Below are 20974 nucleotides of genomic sequence, written 5' to 3'. Positions count from 1 at the left end.
TTTAGTGCTCTCCATCAAAGAAATCACAAATCCATTCGTCGGTTTCAAACTTATACTCCTGCCCCTCTCCTGCATATAATATATCTTTCAACCTATATACCGGTACTATCTGAAATCCCCATTTTTTATAGTCTACAAAGGCAAATATCTTCAGTTCTCCATTTTGTATATCATCCGTGTCTTCCTGCTTAATATATCCGCTATATCTTCCTGCAAGCTCCATTCTGTCAGTCTCTCTTGCTTCATCTTTTTTGAAATGGAAAAGATACTCGAATCGTACGTTTTCAGAAGCGTCATACAAATACATTCTAAGCAATATATCTTCAAGGCTTCTAAGTAAACTTCCGGTCATCTTATTGCTTTCAAAACCGTCAATAAGGACCTCTTGTCTGCCTGAGTATGACAATGCTTTTATTTTATAAGGAATCAGAGCCTCCTCATCTCTTATATCAAATCCCGCATATCCGGTTCTTTTATCATAAAGATACCTCATAAGTCCGTCCACACAGGCAAGTTTTAACTCTTCCTTTTTAACGCTCCCACCGCTTTGCATCATATTGCCGGGTACAAATTCTTTTAGCGCATCCCTAAACAAACCGATCTTGCAGGACTGCCCTGTAAGTCTTATCATGTCAAAGTTATAAAGTTCTCCGTTTGTATACAATCTTTCCATAAATGCTTTCATAACCGCATATATTTCACCGGCAATAAGTTTTTCAACTTCATAACGGTTAAAATTTATCTTTGGCATTTCTTCCAATATATCAAGTTTATCTTCTTTAAATATAGAAAGCTTATAACGATCCGCCTCAAGCCTTAGAAGTCCTGATTTTATATTTTTATCCTCAGGTACTTCTATAACTATGTCATTTCCTGAAAAAAGTCCTTGTTTTATTTCATCTGCAAGAGTAAATAAAAAGAAGTAATTATTTCTTACTCTGTAATACCCTTCCTTGCCGTACGTTTCAAAATGTTTAAACGCAGTAGGTAAAATTTCTTCCACACTTTCATAAGCTTTCTGCAAGCCCTCATAGAAGCTTTCCACACTTTCTTCATCAATATATCTGTAAGGATCACCCGGCAGCTCCTCAATCACTTCACTTCCAAGATCTTTCTCAAGTTTAAGAAGTTTGGATACAATTTTCAGTTTTAGAAGTTGCATTATTCTGTAGGTAATATTGTTTCCCCCAAAATCCGTATTACCGTTTTTGTAGCTGTTTTCCATGATATAGGTCTGTATATCACCCTTTGCATGTACCTTAAACTTACATGCACTAAGATCCGTGGTTCCTCCTCCACAGTCCATTATCAGTGCCTTATAGCTTTCACCGTCTTTTAAGCGATTTTTCTCCCTCATCTTACTTATAAAACTATAAAGTACTGCTGTGCTCTCATCTAAAGTCACCTTTATTTCTAACGAAAGCATTTCTGACAAAATGCCGAGCATTTGCTCATACACATGCTTTTGCTTTACGGGTACTGTAATATACACCTCTTTTATACAGCATTTAAAACTGTCTCTGGTAATGTCCAATACATGCCTTAGGTATGCCCCTATAATCTCTATTCTTTGTACATATCTGTACCTTCCCTTTGAGTCAGTGAGTTCTTCCTTCCTCTCAAAATCTCCTACCCATCTTTTAATATCATAAAAGACTGAAAAACCTTTATCAGTATAGCTTAGATTGGCATACCACAAAGCTTTTCTTCCAAAAGCGTACTCTATACTATCTTCTTTAACCTCTGTTACTGCCACAACTGTGGGGATCATCATCTCCATAAAGTTTTCTCCACCGACAGATTCGAAAAAAACAGTATGACAGATGGTATTCTCCTTTATGCCTCTTTGCTTCGCAGTGTTTATCTGCCTGTAATAGCTGCTGTCAGCATACATAGCAACAGTTGTATTGGTAGAACCCAAATCTACAGCTATCGGCATGTGTAACTCTATAAGTGGAAGTACTTCAAAGTCCATTATAGGAAGTTTATAGGCTTTATATTTTAGAAGTGATGCATTTGCTTCTTTATCTCCTATATATGTATGATATATAAACTCTGAAGCATCCCTTTCCATAAGATAAAGGCTGTAATCCTTTGTTTCGGTAACAATGCATGAAAGATCAGCCTCTTTTACCAAATATAAAGAATCCTTTTTATCTCCCATTGATACAACATTAAATACGGCACACACCTTTTTGTCCCCACTTACAATCAGGGCATTTGTATTTAAGAATTTATCTTTGTACTCAATTTTATAATCATCTAAAAAGTTTAACGCAGCACCTTCATAAATACTGATTTTCCCGGATATTCGAAGTTCTTCTTTCTCAGGCTCTCTTATACTGAACTTATCAAGGATTTGCTCTATACGCTCTCTTCCACCCGGAATCTCTTTTCTTATCAATTCATCTTCAAAGCTTTGGCAATATGAAAGAATCATCTCTATAAGCTCTTCATTTGTCAGGTTCTTATCAAGTCCCTTTACTATATGTTCCCTACGGCAAACTTCCCTCAGTCTGTATTCACTCATTAACTCAAGCTCGCTTCTTGTATATGTCGCCGCCTGCTCTTCTTTAGTTATATTCCTGTTAAGCTTATAGCCCATAGTATTCCTACCGTCCTATACATTTATTTTTTAACACTAGCCTAATATATTGCTGTCTCTCCAATTCTCATGCTTTCATCCACTCCTATAATGCCAAAGTGATGTTTCCAAAAAATTTCCGTTTCATAAGATATCGGCAAAAAAAGTTTTTTCAGCATTTCCATCCTCTCCATATCTTCTTTTGTCTTATCGACCCCTGTAAATATAGTAAATTTCCTTAAATTTTCAGAGTGGTTGTAAAGGTTTGCTTTAGGATAAAGCTCTCTCAGTGCCTTTCTAAAAATTGTGATGTAATCTTTACATTCGTATAAATCAAGCAGACAAAAAACAATTCTTTTAGACTTTTCAAAGCCGAGAGAAAACAAGGTCTTTCTTATACTTTTTAGAAACTTTCCCTCTTCTATCTCTTTTAATATATACATTGCCATAAGCTCCTTTTTATCCGTTCCGCTCCTAAGATCCCATACTGCTATATAATGCATTATTACATCTAAGAATATTTCTCTTACCTTTTCATATCCCTTTACATCCGGAAGGAATACTTCCCCAAGTTCATTGGCAAAACGATATATCGGATTTACCTCCACAATACTGTTTTCAATCATATCGGCATTCAGGAAGTCAAATGTACTTTCAGTATACGGACTTGGATTCTCACTGTTTATAAATCTGAGATCTTCTAAGTTATATCCGCTTTTTTGTGCTTTCAATGCAATTTCCCATATGCAGTTCATACGTTGCTCCTGCTAATTAATATCTTTTTCATATTATCTGACATAGGCTTTTCCCCTCTTATCTATCACTATTATAGACTGTAACTGTTTTCTAAAACTCCTATACAGATATATTCATCGAAGCTTATCTGTAGTTGCGAAACGGCATATCTTACCATTGCTTCACAAAGGTTGCTGTCACCGGTTCTTAAAAACCTTAAAACAAGTCCGGGACACCCATCTTTTATCAAGAATTCTCTACTTGAAAAATTGTTCATATCAGGAAGTATTATACTTTCATCTAAAACTTCACTTCTTACCGGTACTCTTTCGCAGGATTTAAGTGATACATAATCTTCAATATTAAGTTCATCAATAATCCTTTCTATTTCCGCCTCAGTGTGTATTTCTTCTCCATTTTTATTTAAAAGTCGTCCAAGCATTCCCTCTTTTCTTTTGTTGCTTATTAATCCAATCGGCAATTCTTCCTTTGTATATCTTATATCAAAGATATTATAGCCCTCTAAATCGGAATAGCTTTCTTCATAGGATTTTACTATAATCTTTTCTTCTTCATGTCTTATTCCTACCATACCTTCCGTCTTTAGTACCAGTCTTAAGATAATCTCCTTATTACTTTGCTTAACCATTTCACGTTCATAGTATAATCCGTCTTTACTTGGACTTAAAAATGTGCTGCTCTTAAATACATTTCTTTCTATGTTCCATATAGGATAAAGTTCTTCTTTTATCATATCAGCATATTTCCCATATACTACTTCAACATCTATCGCACTTTCGGGAATCTCTGAAAGGTCTATATCAAAAAAACGATCCAGGTACACAGTATTAACGGTATTCCACCTAAGTCCGTTATAAGAAAATGTTTCGTAAAGTTTGCCTAATTCTTTTCTGTACCGAAGAGCTCTTTTCGGTTGTACTAAAATTGTGTGTTTTTCACCGTTATTTGTAAAACTTAATCTTATATTTTCTTGTAAAAAAGCCTTGCACATACTGTCGGTTGCGTCAAGGTAAATAGTTTTTATTGATTTTTTGTCCTCCTTGGAATCTCTTTTAATATCGGATCCTTTATCCTCTATTACATCTAAATCGGATATAGGAAAAAACATCCTTAAAAATTTATTTTCATTTTTTGAAAGTAAAAGTATCGCGATTTCATAGCTTTCCTCTTTTCGCTCAAGCTCCTCGTAAACCTTATTGTGCAAAGCCTTATATCTTTCTTCAAATACTTCACTCATCTTATATAGGCCTTCGTATAAAACACTTTTTGCAAGAGCATATTCATCTTTATCTTTTATCTCGGAAAGTCTGTCCTTAACGTATTTTTTTACGTCAAATTCATCTAAATATCCCATACCCTTATAAACTCCTCCAATATCAGTTTGACGAAGACTCCGACTCGCTTGTTTGCTGTACTGTGGATTCATTAGTTGCTGTAGAAGGTACTGCTTCTTTCTGCTTTATTTCGTCAATCCTTTTTTGTACATCATTAAGCTTTTTATCCATCTGTATTGTATTTATCTCATCATTAAGCTTTACATAAAGTCTTCTTGCATACTCATAATTTTCTCTGGCTGTTTCAAAATCACCCCTTAAAAAGGCTTCATCTCCTGTAATCGCATAGCCGCTTGCAGTATTTTTTTCCTCTTCACTTTCACTGATTTTCTTATCTGCTGTAGAGATTTTCTCCTCTATTTCAGCAAGCCCGGCGCTTTCACCTGATTTTTCCAACAAATCTTTTGCTGTATTATAATTTGCTCTTGCTGACAAAAAATCTCCTTTACTTAATGCCTCGTCTCCTGCACTTAACATATCATTTGCCGATTGAAAGTTTTTTGACTGTTTGTCTGCTTCAGCCTGTTTTCCTTCCTGATCTTTTGCAATAGCTTGATCTACTGCTAAGAGTTTGGCCTCCGCCTTTAACTTTCCCTCTTCATAACCTATCTTTCTTGACTCATTTTTTGCGTCATTGTATCGTTCTCTTGCCCTTTCGTATATTTCAGAGTCAAAAAGTATATCTCCGTTATCCAAACTCAGATTTACGCTTTCATATCCCGAAATAAAATCAAGTTTTCCTTTTACATAAGAAAGCCCGGCATTATCTGCATATGGAATTTCATCCAATACAAGTTTATATAAAGATTTTGCTTCACTGTAACTTTCTGTATTGTATTTTTCATCTGCCTCAAGTATTCCTTCAATAACTTGTTCATAGTGATAAAGCAACTCTTTCATATCCTTATCTCTAAGACCTTCAGCCTTCTTTATTGACTCTTCACATTCTGTATCCGCTTTTTTATAATTTTCCATTTCAATAAATTTAAGCATCTTATCATAATGTGTATCCATATCTTCTTTTAACTCTTTTCTATATCGAGTATAAAAATATATAGCAATAACTGTAGCTAATATTAAAACTACAGCAACAATCGAACCGATTAAAATAAGCCTTCTTCTTTTTTTCTTCTTCGTGTCCGACTCAATAAATACTTTATCAATATAAATCCCTGCAATTGTATAATTGTCAATATATTTTCTGTTTTTATCGAGTAGAGCGGTTTCCACTTCTCCAAGACATTCGCTCGGATCTTTTCCACTGTTTTCAAAAATCTTATCAATTTCTCCCTCGGACACATTCTCCCAAATGCCCTTTGTATAGAGAATTAAAATATCTGTATCAAAAAGTTTTATTTTTCCTGATATTACGGGAGAAAAATCCTTCTGGCCCAAGTATGAATATAAATTGCTTCTTTGTTCATGTCTTGATAAGGCATCTTCACTAAGCAGTTCATTTGACACCATCTCACTGCTTAAAGATGTATCAGTACTTTTATAAAAAACTTTATTATTTCTATATAATCTTATTCTTGCGTTTCCGGCGTATGCTAAACGCAAATTCTCATAATCGGTTACTGCAACCACTATTGATGCCTTTAGTCTCATGTACTTTTCAGCCTTTAAAAGTACTTCATTGGCATATTTTAGATACTTATGTATACTTGCCTTTGACATTGACGGTTTTTCCTGAAATTTTGCAATTATACTTTCAACCGCTTCCTTTGCCGACTCGGTATCTGCTATATCTTCGATACCGTCTGCCAATACATAACAGGCAAAATTATCAAGCTCTGCATAAGCAAAATAATCACTGTTTTTGAGTGCACTGCCTTCTTCTGAAATAAAGTTTGTATTAAATCTGCTGTTTTGCTTACGCATTGTCTCCTCCTACATTCCAATAAGTATAAGTCCAAGATTAGCCGTTTCTTTATCTTTATTCTTGATAACCTCTATAATCTCTCTTGCTTTTTCTTTACATGAGTTCTTTTTTACAAGAACTTCTTCCATTTCCCTAACTGAAATATTGTTTTGTACACTTTCAGTTATCATAACAACTATATCTTTTTTCTTTAATTTTATCTCGCTACCACTTACAAGAGGAGACATATAATCATCTCTTCCTACAAAGTTATATGCCCTGTTTATATCTGAAATTCTAAGTGCCGCCTCTTTACTTAAAAGTCCCTTATTTACTTTTTCTTTTATAAGTTCCTCCATAATCTGTCCCTTACTAAGAAGTATCAGCTCCTTACCACGAAATACATAAACATTCATATGTCCGACAATACCATACTTCAGTATATTTCTATTAAGTATAAGACAACCTGCATATGCTTTTCCCGTCTCCAGTGTATTTAAAACATTTGTATTAGCTAATTTAAATGCCTTTTCAAAGAAATTATCCGAACTTTGTGTACTGTCATATTGATTATATAGTTTAGTAAAAGTCCTGACGGTTGTCAGTGCTGCAACTTTTCCGACATAATCTCTTCCTTCTCCTGCTGTAAGAATCGCCATCATACCTGTATTCATTCTTTTAAGTCCATATGCATTTGCCTGAATCTGTCTTTTTCCTATATCAAGCACAGCCTCTGCATCAAATATCCGTTTTTGTTCTTCCGTAATTTTTATACATATTCTCACGATTAAAATTCCAAAAGCAATTATAATGCAGATCACATCTGCCCAAAAAGCAGTTCCCATATTTATTTACCTCTTATTGTCCTTAGTTTCTACCATGAAAACTGCTTACCACACAAGGCAATATATAAAAACTCACTCTCCCCCATGGTAATTACATCATATGTTTCCAAAACCTGAGGTGTATACACAGCCTTACCATTTAGGTATGTAATTCCTCCTCCTTCTGTACAAATCAAGGTGCCTTCCATATCTCTTTCATCAAATGATAAAATTGCATGATTCTCCTGTTTTATTGCATTATCACCTATAATTTGAATATCCATAGCATCTGTTCTTCCTATATAGTTTTTCCCAAATACTACTCTATAATCCTTTCCATACCTCGGTCCTTTAATGCATACCAACCATGCACACACAGGCTTTGTTTTTATTCTGATTAAGCTTTCTTCAAGTTCCTCGTCATCAAAAGATTCCTCAATTTCTTTTCTTTCAGTCATATCCATGTTACAGTATGGACATATATTTCCATATCTTCTCTTTGAAAACATATGTCCATTTTTGCATCGTATTAAATTCCCCATAACTTTTACCTTATCTGTAATTTATTCAGTCCAATAAAAATATAGTCGTTTTTTACAAGTCTACTTTGTCCGTCTCTTATATTATAAAGTTTATCCTCTAAAAAACCTTTAATCTGTGTTCCGTTTTTACTCTGCATATCTTCTATATACCAGAGCCCCTCCACATAATTAAGTACTGCATGAATATCACTTACCGTTCCACCAAAAGCAGTATCGCACAGGTCTATATCTATATCTTCCTCACTATTTTTCTTTCCTATTACAACCGAATTCTTCCCTAATATACTCCAACTTCTTATAACTGTATTTTCCTCGCTTAAAAGTACAAGTTCTGACAAAAATGTATCTTGTGTCTTTTCTCTTTTTAAAGAAAAGTCCTTTATCAAAAAATAGATCAAAGAACCTGAAACTAAAAAAGAAAACATATAAAATATATATCCGCCATTCCATGCCCTTCCAAAGATCCCTGTAATTATGGCGCACAATATGGCCATAGTTATACCTAAAATATCAATTAAACATTTTTTATTCATATATCTCTCCCCTACTTTTATTCAAGTAGGGGGTGATTTATTCTCCCTACTCGTCAGCATGGCGGTACTTGTCGCAAGGCGATAATTCCCTAACGCCAACACTATAAAAAAACAAGGCTGCATGACAAGTCATACAGCCTACATTTCTAACGGCTGATTATCTGTTATTCGGCTGCATAACCGCCTTCCACTACCAGACCTGCCATTTTATCTTTTTTCTGTTTTATTACAAGAGTAAAGTTTCCAACACCTTCCTCATCTCCATGCCTCTCTGTATAAGCAACTACAAATGCATTAGGAAATACATATTTTCTTTTTGTAATTCCTGCTACAATCTGCTCTACAGTAACCTTTCTGTAGCAATCTTTGCTCTGTGCAGGAACCATTGACCAAAGTGCCATGTTTTTTGTAGAATCAAAAGGATCTCCATCTACCGCAGTCAGAATCTTTCCTGTGATTTCCATGGTAGCACCGGCATCATTGGTACGTGCATTTGAATCAATCGGAATATCAGTAGATAAAAACACACTGTTTACGCATTCCTTTGCCAGTTCAAAACTTTCATTACCCTCAATTTTTACTTTATATGCCATGCTTAAACCCTCCTATTCCTTATTCTCCGGCATATCCGCCTTCTACAGTCACTTTCGCATTATTATCCTTCTTTTGACGGATATGAATGTAAAACTCTCCTGTTCCGTTCACATCATCTGCCCTCTCAGAATACTCTACAACAAAAGCATTTGGAATGACATACTTCCTTACAACAGCTCCTGCTGAAACTACTGTAACCTCTGCCACTCTGTAACAATCTGCATTTTCAGATGGTATTTGAGACCATTTTGCAAGCTTTAATACGTCATCACTGTCAGCTCCGACATTGTACAAAACTCGTCCCCATACCTTGACTCCTAAGCCATAATCTGTCGCCTTAGCATTGGAATCTTTCGGTGACTCTGATAAAAATTCAGCATTTACAATACTTCTCTCATCAAAGTCCGCTACTTCTGAACCGGTTACTCTGAATCTAATTCCCATTGTGCTACCTCCTATAAAAGTATTATTATAGTAAAACCTCTTAAAATATTATAAAAATATTTTTCGACTAACAAAGTTGCAGGTATATTACTTTATGTAATTTATTCTCCTGCACGGTTTAACGGTACTTCAAGTCTCTTTATTGCATTACCGAAGCTTATTTCTATTGTGCATACACCTGCTGTTTCATCCGCTTCATAGGTAATATCATCACCTGCACCAAGTATAGCGTTTATATTTGACCTCTTTGAAAGCCAAACACTCTTTTGACTTGAAGGATTATTAGAGAAAAACTTACCTATATTCTCTGATTTGAAGTCACCTGTTGCATGTCTTAAAATTCTTTCAATATAATTCGCTGTCTGTGTTTTATAAATCGGCTCATAACTTCCACCCGACAGTTTTAAATTTCTTGCTTTATAAACCATTATATGACTGATATTTTCCCCATCCAATACCGCATTCTCAGAAGAAAATACAAATCCGAATCCCCTTTTGTTAATATCATCTTTAACACTATTAGTAAACCCGGTTATCTCTTTAGACATTGTAGTATGCACCTTAAGTGAATTGTTCTTAGCCTCAATATCAAATCTCACTCCCGGTAAATCAGTATCAACATCTTTTTTAAAGTACTCTTTTAAATACTCCGGAGACTGATAACTTGCCACAAATCCGGCCGCCACATAAGCTGCACCTATATATACTCCATCTATCCAGAGTTTCATAATATCTTCTTTTGCCTTAGAAAGTTCTGCCGCCTCGTTTTCATTGATTATCATCTTGCTTTCAAGCTTTACCCCTGACTTATCCTTTGGAATAATAGTAAAGTTAGGCACACATGGAATCAAATATTCTGAATAAGGCTTTCCGCTAAGACCTGAACATCTATCATCAAAAAATCCTACACCGGTCATTGCCATACTGTTAAAAGTTGTCTTATCTCCGGTTTCATATGAATAAAAACACTGTACACCATAGTCCCTTAGTGCATCCGCAATCCTTGCCAATGACTCAACGCTTATATTCTCTGATTTTACACTGTCTTTATTACCTTTAAATCTCTCTCTTGTTACATTCATCTTTGATTTTTCATCTAAAGATACACCTGCAACAATTGCATACCATACAGTATTACTGTAATCATTTTTTTCATTCACTGTATTCAGATATGCACAAAGTTTTGGTACATTTAAACTGTTTGCCATAACTTCATTTTTTACATTTGCAATAAGCAGTGTCGGTTTCATACCTTTTACCTGCTTTGGATACTGCTCAAAAAATGCCCATACACCTAAAATTTTTTCAACCAAAGGTTTTACAACTTTTATAAAATCGTCCTTTGCATTCTTATAAAATTCAAGATATGTATTATAGTTTGCCACTTCTTTTTTGACATCTATCTGACTTTGCATAGTTGAATTTAAAGGACAAAATGTTCTTACTACCAGCTGCTTTACATAGCTGTTTCCTTCAGCATTAAGTGCATCATAATCCTCCTCAAGGGCTTCTATCAAGCCGGCATTTGAGTTATCATCTGCAAGAACAAGTCTGCTCTCTTCCACTTTCGGTGCTTCAATTACTGTAAGTTCTCCCTCAGAAGACATTGTTAGAAGCCCTAATGTTAATGCATCATTACTCTTTGACTCTTCTGACTCCCCCAATAAAAGTCTTGTTTTTATATCGGAAATTGCTAACGGAATCATAGCCATCAAGTTTTGATAATTTGCACTTGCCTCTTCAAACATTGAATTAAGTTTATCCCCGAGATCAAGCTTATGAGGGTCTCCGTCTTCAAGCTTTGCATACTCTGCATATGTATACTGAAGTTCTTTTCTAACCTGCTTGATATCGTCCATTACTTTTGACGGTGAAATCATCTCTGTAAGCTTTTCAAATTTAAAATCCGCATTTATAATTCCCTGACTTCTTTTTGTCTCCACCAAGGTCATAAGCATTTTCAAAAAATCATTATGTGCATTTAGATGAACTATGCTTAGCATATTCTCCGGAACACCTGCAGGTTTCTCTTTTGAATATACAATTTTCCCCGTTGATGCATTAAAAAAAGAGTATACTGTAGGGTCAAACTTTTCTAAAAACTCATCAAAATCTTTAACCAAAAGTGCTTCATTGATTTCCTTTACTTTATCATCACTTAGACTATCCAACCCTCTTACATCACCTACTAAAGTAAGTAAGTTAAGTTTCTCCGGATTAATCTCTTCAATCAATAAAGTACGATTCGTTTGCCTTATAATACTCTCTGCCATCCTTGCGTCTCCTTTAAAAAATATTAAGTTTTTTACTTGCACCTAATACTGCCCTCTTAAAAATGCACAAAAATACCCCTCATTTTCTCCTATAATATCACATCAAGTGCAAGACTTTACGTCCACATTTTCTAATATTTGCATTTTATATATTTTTCTTCACACTTTTTTTCGTGGTTTAATATTATCATATGAAAACGATATTTTCAATACTAATAATATAAAATTTATTTTCCGGAGTTGAAAATATCCTGACAAAGTCACAAAATCAAAACACCTTGTATTGTCGGTTGTATAATTAATGTTGGAGTTTGGTATTTGCCAATCTTAACATTTTTTATTACTATAGATAAAAAACTCCAAGTCCCCGGTTCATGACAATTACACTTGGAGGAGGTGTTCATATGAACGACCCAGCTAAAATTTTAGACATTTATGATGCTTATTATATCTTTAAATTTGATTAAAAAAATATGACCTATATTTGAAAGGAGCCAAGGGTAGATAAATTACCTAAAATATATGGCTTTATAACTTCATCATATATATTCAACAGTACCGGTTCAGTTTCTATTATTCTGATATTTCCTTCACTATCTATATACTCCATATTTGCACCGGCATACAACATCATTCTGTATTTCTTCCAGCCATCTTTCATAAATTCTAATGATTCTTTTTTTCTCATATCTTCCAGTTTTTTAGCTCTTTGCTTAAATAAGTGATTTCCATATATTAATAATGCTAAGGAAAATATTATGAAACATAAAATCCACCTAAACTTTAATCTACTCTTTATTCTAACCATAAGCTTCTCCTTATGACCAATCTTTATACTTGTCCTTAAATAATTCAAATAAAATAATCACATTCTCTGATATTTCTTTACTCTCTCCATTACCATAATCATATATAAACTTTCCGGGTCGACCTGTTCTGTCATGTCCAACTATGTCAAGTTCATTTATATATATAACTCCTTCATCATTTTGCTTATTCATATATTCCCACAGTTCTTCAAAACTATTTATATCTTTAAACTCTTCCAATCCCTCATTCTCAGAAATAGTCATATATCTGCCCTCACGATTATTCCATATCTTTAAGTGCGACATATTATCATTGAAGTTTTGTATCAGTTCTAAAGTTTCTTCTCCCTCAGTTATCCGAAAAGAGCCGAGGGAAGGTGTCTTACCTAAAATATAAGGGTCTATAGCTTCATCAAATATATCTATAAGCACAGGTTCTGTTTCTATTACTTTGATATTTCCTTTACTATCGGTATACTCCATATTTGCACCTGCATACTGCATCATTCTGTATTTCTTCCAGCCATCATCCATAAATTCCAATGCTTCTTTTTTTCTCATATCTTCCAGTTTTTTAGCTCTTTCCCTAAATAAATGATTTCCATATATTAATAATGCTAGGGAAAATATTACGAAGCATAAAATCCACCTAAACTTTAACCCTCTCTTTATTCTAACCATAAGCTTCTCCTTATGACCATTCTTTATACTTGTCTTTAAATAAATCAAATAAACTTATTATATTAATTGATATTTCTTTAATTTCTCCATTTCCGTAATCATATATAAACTTTCCGGGTTGACCTGTTCTGTCATATCCAACTATATCAAGCTCATTCATATATAAAATATTTTCGTCATTTCGCCTATTCATATACTCCCACAGTTCTTCAAAACTATTTATATCCTCAAACTCTTCCAACCCCTCATTCTCAGCAATCGTTATATATCTATTCTCATGTGCACTCCATATCTTTATATGTTTCATATTATCATTAAAATTTTGTATCAGTTCTGATGTTTCTTCACCCTCAGTTATTTGAAAGGAGCCTAAGCTGGGTATCTTACCTAAAATATAAGGTTTTACAACTTCATCATATATATCTAAAAGCACGGGTTCAGTTTCTATTATTCTGATATTTCCTTCACTATCTGTATACTCCATATTTGCACCGGCATACAGCATCATTCTGTATTTCTTCCAGCCATCTTCCATAAATTCCAATGCTTCTTTTTTTCTCATATCTTCCAGTTTTTTAGCTCTTTCCCTAAATAAATGATTTCCATATATTAATAATGCTAGGGAAAATATTACGAAGTATAAAATCCACCTAAACTTTAGTCTACTCTTTATTCTAACCATAAGTTTCTCCTTATGACCAATCTTTGTACTTGTCATTAAACAATTCAAATAAACTAATCACACTCACTGATATTTCTTTACTTTCTCCATTTCCATAATCATATATAAACTTTCCGGACCGACCTGTTCTGTCGTTTCCAACTATATCAAGCTCATTCATATATAAAATATTTTCGTCATTTCGTTTATTCATATATTTCCATAGTTCTTCAAAACCATTTATATCCTCAAATTCTTCCAACCCCTCGTTCTCTGCAATCGTTATATACCTGTTCTTATGTGCACTCCATATCTTTACATGCAACATATTATCATTAAAATTTTTTATCAGTTCTAATGTTTCTTCACCTTCAGTTATCTGAAAGGAGCCAAGGGTGGGTAAATCACCTAAAATATATGGCTTTATAACTTCATCATATATATCTAAAAGCGCGGGTTCAGTTTCTATTATTCTGATATTTCCTTCACTATCTGTATACTCCATATTTGCACCGGCATACAACATCATTCTGTATTTCTTCCAGCCATCTTCCATAAATTCTAATGATTCTTTTTTTCTCATATCTTCCAGTTTTTTAGCTCTTTCCTTAAATAAATGATTTCCATATATCAATAATGCTAAGGAAAATATTATAAAACATAAAACCCATCTAGACTTTAATTTACCCTTTACCCCTATCATAAATGTCTCCTTAAAACTGTTCTTTATATTGTACTTTAAATAAAGATACTAAGCTAATCGTACTAACTGCCATTTTTTTACTTTCTCCATTCCCATAATCATATATAAACTTTCCGGATTGACCCGTTCTATCGTATCCTATTGTTTCAAGTTCATTGATATATAAAATATTTTCATCATTTCTCCTATTCATATACTCAAAAACTTCATATATAGTTTTCAATTCCTGAAACTCTTCCAATCCCTCATTCTCAGAAATAGTCCTGTATCTGCCCTCACGATTATTCCATATCTTTAAGTGCAACATATTATCATTGAAGTTTTTTATCATTTCATTTGTCTCGTAACTGTCAAATACACTGATATAATAACTGTAATTATTTCCTAATGTATTAACCTGCATATCTCCCGCAGTTATATTATCATCAGGTGTTAATTTACCACTACTCTTAGAATTAACTTTTCTATTGTTAAGTTCTCTCTTATACGATAACCACGTGCTTTCGTTCTTTTTCAGTATCGGTGTAGTTCTCAATGTGATAGCTGTATACAATGACATACACTCACTCAACCTTATCACATTTGTATTTTCATAGTTTGCCTCCAGATACAATTGTTTATTTGTCTTACTTTCCTTATTGCTTCTCTTTGCATCAGCCTCACCTACTGCCAGACCTATTACAGTGCAGGCAACTCCCAATGGTGCTGCAAAAGGTGCTGATGCTAAAGCAGGTATTATTGACAATGCTACTGAAATTCCCGAAGTTCCCCATGTTATTACAGTTGTCTCTCCGGATTTTTTAGCATCCACACTCCCTACTACCAAATTTGAAATCTCAGCAATACTGTCGAACTTATTATCCCCTGAGGTTATATAAATATAAGCCTCCTGTAGTATAGGTGTAACTATATATTTATCTACATCCCTCATATGTATTCCGTCTTGTACTGTAACTCTTCTTTTCTCAAGCTCTCCTTCGTAATAGCGTAAATTATATACCATTACTCCTGTATTCGACCCACTATCAAACTTAATATTATAAACTCTATCTATATCCAATACTGTTGTATATATATTCCCTGCCAGCAATATTGTATCCAATAATTTTACGTTTAAAATTTGCATTTTTATAGCATCTACCTCTGTTCTGTCCACATCCGGCTTTGCGTCAGAAAATATTTTCTCATTTACATATCGCTTCAACTTGGCAGCAGTATTACCAAGTTTATCCCATGTTGGAGGAAACTTTATATCTACCCTGTTACGTAGGCTGCAAAATCTTGCATATGCAGTAGCCCAAGATGCTACATATATAAAGTTATCAAGAAGTGTATATTGATAAAACTGCTCTTCAACTTCATTTCTATAAAACTGCTTTAAATATGCACAACAAACAATCTTTTTCAGTTTCTCCACATCTGTACATATACATAAATATATTCCCAACTTAATAAGGGCATCTATCTCATTCTCTTTCATATGTTGTACATTTCTTAACAACAATTTTTTAATAATTAATTCATCCAATGTGCCGTCATCATTTAAAAATCTCGGATACTTATTATAGGATGTACTTAGTGTATACTCCTGTCCCGATGTTACAGGTGATATTATTCCTCCATGCTTGCATGGTAAATATGAGTTTGTATCTAAGGCATATTTACCGTTTATGGTAACACTCTTTCTAACATTTCTCCATTCTCCAAGTTTAAAACGGCACATATGTTTGCTTACAAGCGGTTCTTCATTCCATTTTGAACATGAAACAAATCCGTCAAATTTTTTATCATCGGTATTTGCAAGAGCCCCGATTTCACTGCTGTCGGTATAAACACCATGATCTGCACTATTCAGTGTAGAATAATCACTTCCACGACTACAACAAAGTATTGCACCGTTAACAAGAAATTCTGTGCTTTCATCATTATGTTCTTTCCAATACTGCAACATTTTGTCTTTGATCTTTTTCTCTTCTGCATCTGTAAGCTCCCTTATAGATGCCCCCAAAATCCCTTTTTTCTTACCTAATACTTCATATATCCATTCCGCCTGATTTTTTTCTTTCATACATACCTCCCGCAATGTAGCTCGTATCAATATTCTATCCTAAGTATACTTTACTTCCTTTATTGGCTATCCCGTCATTCATTTCTATCTGAGTTCCGTTTTGTGTTATTTGTACTGATGTCGGCGATATTAAACTTATACCTGCATTACTGCTTTCTATAAACACTTCAGTTTTTGCAACTATTGATATCATTCCGCTACTTTTTATACTTATTCCTTTATCATCTTTAAGTTCTATACTTGAACCGTTATTATCTGTAATAAGTACACTTTCAGGACTCAATCTGATTTCCTTCCCTTCTTTATTTTTGAAAAATTTAATTTCAGGATTGTCACGACCGCCTGCACTGCCTACATGAAAAGCATTTTGTACATATACATTTTGTTCATTTGCATCAGGAAATTTCACTATTACCCTATCTCCGACTTCAGGCATACAATACCAACTCCCTCCTTCAGGTGAAGAATATACTGTAGCGTAGTTTAGGAACGCCTTATCATCAGAATTGTTTTCATCATCATCTATACTCACTTCCAAAGTCATATAGTGAACATCTCCGTTACTTTTTATATTGCATGAAGTAACAATATAATTTCTAATCTCTGTTAAAAACTTTCAATATCAGTTAAACTTTTCTCACCTCACTCACCTGTTGCTTCATTTATCTCCTGTAATGATGTATAAGGTATTTTTATATCTTCTATATTTTTTTTAATAAATTCTCCATTTACAAGCTCATAAATCATGCCATCATAACTAACTGCCTCATCAAATGTTCTGTACATTATATCTAGAGGCCTATTATATGAATAATATATAGGATATGTATAGTATTCTTTTAATGTCGTTACATATATATAACCATCTATAAAATAATATTCTGAAGTCGATTTTTCATTTTCTCCGTAAATTATTACAGTACATCTTGACACCTTATTATTTGCATCAATATATTCTACTACTTCCCCATCCCGGCCTATTATATCTTTATTAACAACTGTTATCTCTTCATCTAAATAATCAGTCGAAAATTTTTTATAAAATCCACTTATATCACTATTTATATTATTGATATTTATTTTTTTGTTAAATGAGGAGTTCTTGCATCCTGTTATTAATATACATAATACAAAAAATAAACTTAGAACTTTAATATTACTCTTCATGCCAATCTCTATCCCTTATTAATTCCAGATTTTTTCAAATTCATCCGGTGTTCCATATTGTTGTTTCAACTCTTTGGTAGTGCTTCCCCAATCAGGTAGTTGAAAATGGTGTTTATCTACGGCGTTTTCCAATCTCCACCCCATTCAAGACCTATAGATTTCCCTATTGCACCAACTTTACTAAAGAATCCATCTTTATCATAATATGGATCATTCCCATCATTTCTACAAAAATCAAATGCTGTTCCCCATTACAATAATACTCCTTATAAAGCTATTCCCTATATTCCTCCTTCAATAAGCCAAATAAATTAACTAAGCTAATCCTATTGATTGATAATTCTTTAATTTTTCCATTCCCATAATCATATATAAACTTTGCATCTTGTCCTGTTCTGTCATATCCAACTATGTCAAGTTCATTAATATATATAACTCCTTCGTCATTTTGTTTATTCATATATTCCCACAGTTCTTCAAAACTATTTATATCTTTAAACTCTTCCAATCCCTCATTTTCAGCAATTGATATATACCTGTTCTTATGTGCACCCCATATCTTTACATGTTTCATATTATCATTAAAGTTTTTTATAAATTCTGATGTTCTTTTACCTTCAGCTATCCGAAAAGAGCCGAGGGAAGGTGTCTTACCTAAAATATATGGCTTTATAACTTCATCATATATATACAACAGTACCGGTTCAGTTTCTATTACTCTGATATTTCCTTTACTATCTGTATACTCCATATTTGCACCGGCATACAGCATCATTCTGTATTTCTTCCAGCCATCTTCCATAAATTCCAATGCTTCTTTTTTTCTCATATCTTCCAATTTTTTAGCTCTTTCCTTAAATAAATGATTTCCATATATCAATAATACAAAGGAAAATATTATGAAGCATAAAATCCACCTAAACTTTAACTTACCCTTTTCCCTTATCATCAATGTCTCCTTAAAGCTTATCTTTATATTTTTTTCTAAATAGATATAATAAACTAATCACATTCTCTGATATTTCTTTACTTTCTCCATTCCCATAATCATATATAAACTTTCCTGGTCGACCTGTTCTGTCATGCCCAACTATGTCAAGTTCATTAATATATATAACTCCTTCATCATTTCGCTTATTCATATAAGCCCACAGTTCTTCAAAACTATTTATATCTTTAAATTCTTCCAATCCCTCATTCTCAGCAATAGTCATATATCTACCCTCCCGATTATTCCATATCTTTAAGTGCAACATATTATCATTGAAGTTTTTTATCCGTTCTGATGTTTCTTCTCCCTCAGTTATCCAAAAAGAGCCGAGGGAAGGTGTCTTGCCTAAAATATATGGATTTATAGCTTCATCAAATACATCTAGAAGCACAGGCTCTGTTTCTATTACTCTGATATTTCCTTCACTATCTGTATACTCCATATTTGCACCGGCATACAGCATCATTCTGTATTTTTTCCAGCCATCATCCATAAATTCTAATGATTCTTTTTTTCTCATATCTTCCAATTTTTTAGCTCTTTCCTTAAATAAATGATTTCCATATATTAATAATACTATGAAAAATATTATAAAACATAAAACCCATCTAGACTTTAATTTACCCTTTACCCCTATCATAGATGTCTCCTTAAATCTTATCTTTATATTTTTTTCTAAATAAATATAATAAACTAATCTACTAATGAGTTTGAAAAGCTATATAATAAGGCACATGTTCTTCCGGCGTCTTAACCGGTAGAACCTCTCATTTTAATTTGCGCTAAATCTTGACATAGGACCATTCACCTCCAACTTTTTCACCTCTCTAATATTCATAAGTTCTATATGTCATAGTAAATAATTCTCTAATACCTATTGTTCCACTCTCATGTATAACATTTTCCGTTCCATCACCCATATCAAATGTTATCCTACCATTTAAGCCTGAACCATCTAATCCTATTACTGAAAGAGCATACAAATAATATTCACCATTTTTTGTTAGTTTGTGCATGTATGCTATGAGTTCCTCCAAATTCTTTATTTCTTCAAACTTCTCCATTCCTTCGCTCTCTGATATAGTCTTTGGTGGAATTGTAATTCCTGCTCCGTTCTCTCCACTTATCCTTATATGTTTCATATTGTCATTAAAATTATCTATATATTTCTGCATATTTTCATTTTCTATGATTTTGTAGTTATAAAGGCTACTTTTCTTCCCTGATATATAGTCTGCAATATCTTGGCTGACTATATCAGTAAAGCTTTCATTCTGATTCGTAATTATCCAACTTTTCCCTTTATTATCACTGCATTCCAAGTCCATTCCCAGTGTATCTGCCAGAATTACTGTAGTAGATATCTCATTATAGTATTTAAGTGCTCTATCTCTTCTTTTTTCATTCAAATACTCTATGCCAACTATCACTATAAACACTAAAGTCAATATACTTGTAATTACTAGGATTACCTTAAGTTTATTCTTCTCAATCGCATTCATATATTCCCCTTAGTTAAAATATTTCCATAATACTTTAATCGAAATTATTTTAATATTTTTCGAATAAATCTCCTAAATACAATACCCCATATTCATATATGATTTTTTCTTCTCCAGTATCTGATTTATATGTTATTCTACCACTAAATCCCGTTCCGTCTAATCCAACCACATAAAGAGCATACAGATAATATTCACCATTTTTTGTTAATTTGTGCATATATGTTGTCAGTTCATCTAAATTCTTTATTTCTTGAAACTCCTCCATTCCCTCTCCCTCAGATATAGTCTTTGGTGGGATAGGAATTCCTGCTCCGTTCTCTCCACTTATTCTTATATGCTTCATATTGTCATTAAAATTATCTATATATTTCTGTATATATTCATTTTTTATAATTTTGTAGTTGTAAAGACTCTGCTTCTCCCCTGATATATAATCTGTAATATCCTTAGTAACTATGTCAAGTAAACTTATATCACTCCCGTTTATAACCCAAGTATTCCCTTTATTATCACTGCATTCCAAGTCCATTCCCAGTGTACCTGCTAAAATTACTGTAGTAGATATTTCATTATAGTATTTAAGTGCTCTATCTCTTCTTTTTTCATTCAAATACTCTATGCCAACTATCACTATAAACACTAAA

21 protein-coding genes and 2 pseudogenes are annotated in these 20974 nt (G+C 33.3%); all 23 read right to left on the bottom strand.

From position 1 onward, the window contains the following. Position 1 precedes the first annotated feature (1 nt). Positions 2-2605: a molecular chaperone gene (locus tag HMPREF1140_RS00105; RefSeq protein ID WP_009661897.1), complete on the bottom strand. Its 2604-nt coding sequence runs from the start codon at positions 2603-2605 to the stop codon at positions 2-4. A 41-nt stretch (positions 2606-2646) separates the two neighbouring features. Beyond that, positions 2647-3339, bottom strand: a complete 693-nt coding sequence (locus tag HMPREF1140_RS00100) for a hypothetical protein (protein ID WP_009661960.1) — start codon at positions 3337-3339, stop codon at positions 2647-2649. Positions 3340-3410: 71 nt separating this feature from the next. Continuing rightward, a complete protein-coding gene (locus tag HMPREF1140_RS00095) occupies positions 3411-4694 on the bottom strand; it encodes a hypothetical protein (RefSeq protein WP_009661911.1) in 1284 nt (427 codons plus the stop codon). 22 nt (positions 4695-4716) lie between these two features. Further along, entirely contained in the window at positions 4717-6555 is a 1839-nt protein-coding gene (locus HMPREF1140_RS00090; protein ID WP_009661942.1) for a serine/threonine protein phosphatase, read from the bottom strand. 9 nt (positions 6556-6564) lie between these two features. Further along, positions 6565-7380 (bottom strand): hypothetical protein, encoded by an 816-nt coding sequence (locus HMPREF1140_RS00085; protein WP_009661933.1) that lies wholly within the window; start codon positions 7378-7380, stop codon positions 6565-6567. A 29-nt stretch (positions 7381-7409) separates the two neighbouring features. Beyond that, entirely contained in the window at positions 7410-7901 is a 492-nt protein-coding gene (locus HMPREF1140_RS00080) for an FHA domain-containing protein (RefSeq protein WP_035619548.1), read from the bottom strand. A 5-nt stretch (positions 7902-7906) separates the two neighbouring features. Continuing rightward, complete coding sequence (locus HMPREF1140_RS00075; protein WP_009661922.1) at positions 7907-8434, bottom strand: FHA domain-containing protein; 528 nt, start codon at positions 8432-8434, stop codon at positions 7907-7909. A gap of 164 nt (positions 8435-8598) precedes the next feature. Continuing rightward, on the bottom strand, positions 8599-9027 hold the full coding sequence (locus HMPREF1140_RS00070) for a hypothetical protein (RefSeq protein WP_007595585.1): 429 nt from the start codon (positions 9025-9027) through the stop codon (positions 8599-8601). Positions 9028-9046: 19 nt separating this feature from the next. Next, positions 9047-9472 carry a hypothetical protein gene (locus HMPREF1140_RS00065; protein ID WP_007595584.1) on the bottom strand — a complete coding sequence of 142 codons (426 nt, stop codon included), beginning with the start codon at positions 9470-9472 and terminating at the stop codon, positions 9047-9049. A gap of 101 nt (positions 9473-9573) precedes the next feature. Continuing rightward, the gene (locus tag HMPREF1140_RS00060; RefSeq protein ID WP_009661946.1) at positions 9574-11745 is read right to left on the bottom strand and encodes a hypothetical protein; all 2172 of its coding nucleotides are present in this window, start codon (positions 11743-11745) and stop codon (positions 9574-9576) included. 481 nt (positions 11746-12226) lie between these two features. Beyond that, positions 12227-12553, bottom strand: a pseudogene (locus tag HMPREF1140_RS00055) (hypothetical protein); the annotation flags it as partial. Positions 12554-12563: 10 nt separating this feature from the next. Next, on the bottom strand, positions 12564-13235 hold the full coding sequence (locus tag HMPREF1140_RS00050; RefSeq protein ID WP_009661914.1) for a hypothetical protein: 672 nt from the start codon (positions 13233-13235) through the stop codon (positions 12564-12566). A 10-nt stretch (positions 13236-13245) separates the two neighbouring features. After that, a complete protein-coding gene (locus HMPREF1140_RS00045) occupies positions 13246-13917 on the bottom strand; it encodes a hypothetical protein (RefSeq protein ID WP_035619542.1) in 672 nt (223 codons plus the stop codon). A gap of 10 nt (positions 13918-13927) precedes the next feature. After that, positions 13928-14599 (bottom strand): hypothetical protein, encoded by a 672-nt coding sequence (locus tag HMPREF1140_RS00040; RefSeq protein WP_009661921.1) that lies wholly within the window; start codon positions 14597-14599, stop codon positions 13928-13930. A 10-nt stretch (positions 14600-14609) separates the two neighbouring features. Next, positions 14610-16667 carry a DUF4280 domain-containing protein gene (locus HMPREF1140_RS00035; RefSeq protein ID WP_009661895.1) on the bottom strand — a complete coding sequence of 686 codons (2058 nt, stop codon included), beginning with the start codon at positions 16665-16667 and terminating at the stop codon, positions 14610-14612. A gap of 34 nt (positions 16668-16701) precedes the next feature. Then, complete coding sequence (locus HMPREF1140_RS00030; protein ID WP_009661965.1) at positions 16702-17211, bottom strand: hypothetical protein; 510 nt, start codon at positions 17209-17211, stop codon at positions 16702-16704. A gap of 98 nt (positions 17212-17309) precedes the next feature. Then, complete coding sequence (locus HMPREF1140_RS00025) at positions 17310-17834, bottom strand: hypothetical protein (RefSeq protein WP_009661936.1); 525 nt, start codon at positions 17832-17834, stop codon at positions 17310-17312. A gap of 18 nt (positions 17835-17852) precedes the next feature. Beyond that, positions 17853-17978: a hypothetical protein gene (locus HMPREF1140_RS13875; protein WP_009661920.1), complete on the bottom strand. Its 126-nt coding sequence runs from the start codon at positions 17976-17978 to the stop codon at positions 17853-17855. Further along, positions 17951-18025, bottom strand: a pseudogene (locus HMPREF1140_RS13980) (hypothetical protein); the annotation flags it as partial. The gene HMPREF1140_RS13875 and the pseudogene HMPREF1140_RS13980, both read right to left, overlap by 28 nt. An 83-nt stretch (positions 18026-18108) precedes the next feature. Further along, positions 18109-18783, bottom strand: coding sequence for a hypothetical protein (locus HMPREF1140_RS00020; protein ID WP_009661957.1), 675 nt, complete (start codon positions 18781-18783; stop codon positions 18109-18111). Between the two features lie 10 nt (positions 18784-18793). After that, positions 18794-19465 (bottom strand): hypothetical protein, encoded by a 672-nt coding sequence (locus HMPREF1140_RS00015; RefSeq protein WP_009661924.1) that lies wholly within the window; start codon positions 19463-19465, stop codon positions 18794-18796. Positions 19466-19652: 187 nt separating this feature from the next. After that, the gene (locus HMPREF1140_RS00010) at positions 19653-20327 is read right to left on the bottom strand and encodes a hypothetical protein (protein ID WP_009661961.1); all 675 of its coding nucleotides are present in this window, start codon (positions 20325-20327) and stop codon (positions 19653-19655) included. A gap of 49 nt (positions 20328-20376) precedes the next feature. Then, a partial coding sequence (locus HMPREF1140_RS13460; protein ID WP_035619535.1) for a hypothetical protein occupies positions 20377-20974 on the bottom strand: 598 nt, incomplete at its 5' end.

Source organism: Lachnoanaerobaculum sp. ICM7 (assembly GCF_000287675.1).
Lineage (GTDB): Bacteria > Bacillota > Clostridia > Lachnospirales > Lachnospiraceae > Lachnoanaerobaculum.
The sequence above is the reverse complement of the archived record's forward strand: the minus strand, read 5'-3'. Positions and strand labels throughout refer to the sequence as shown.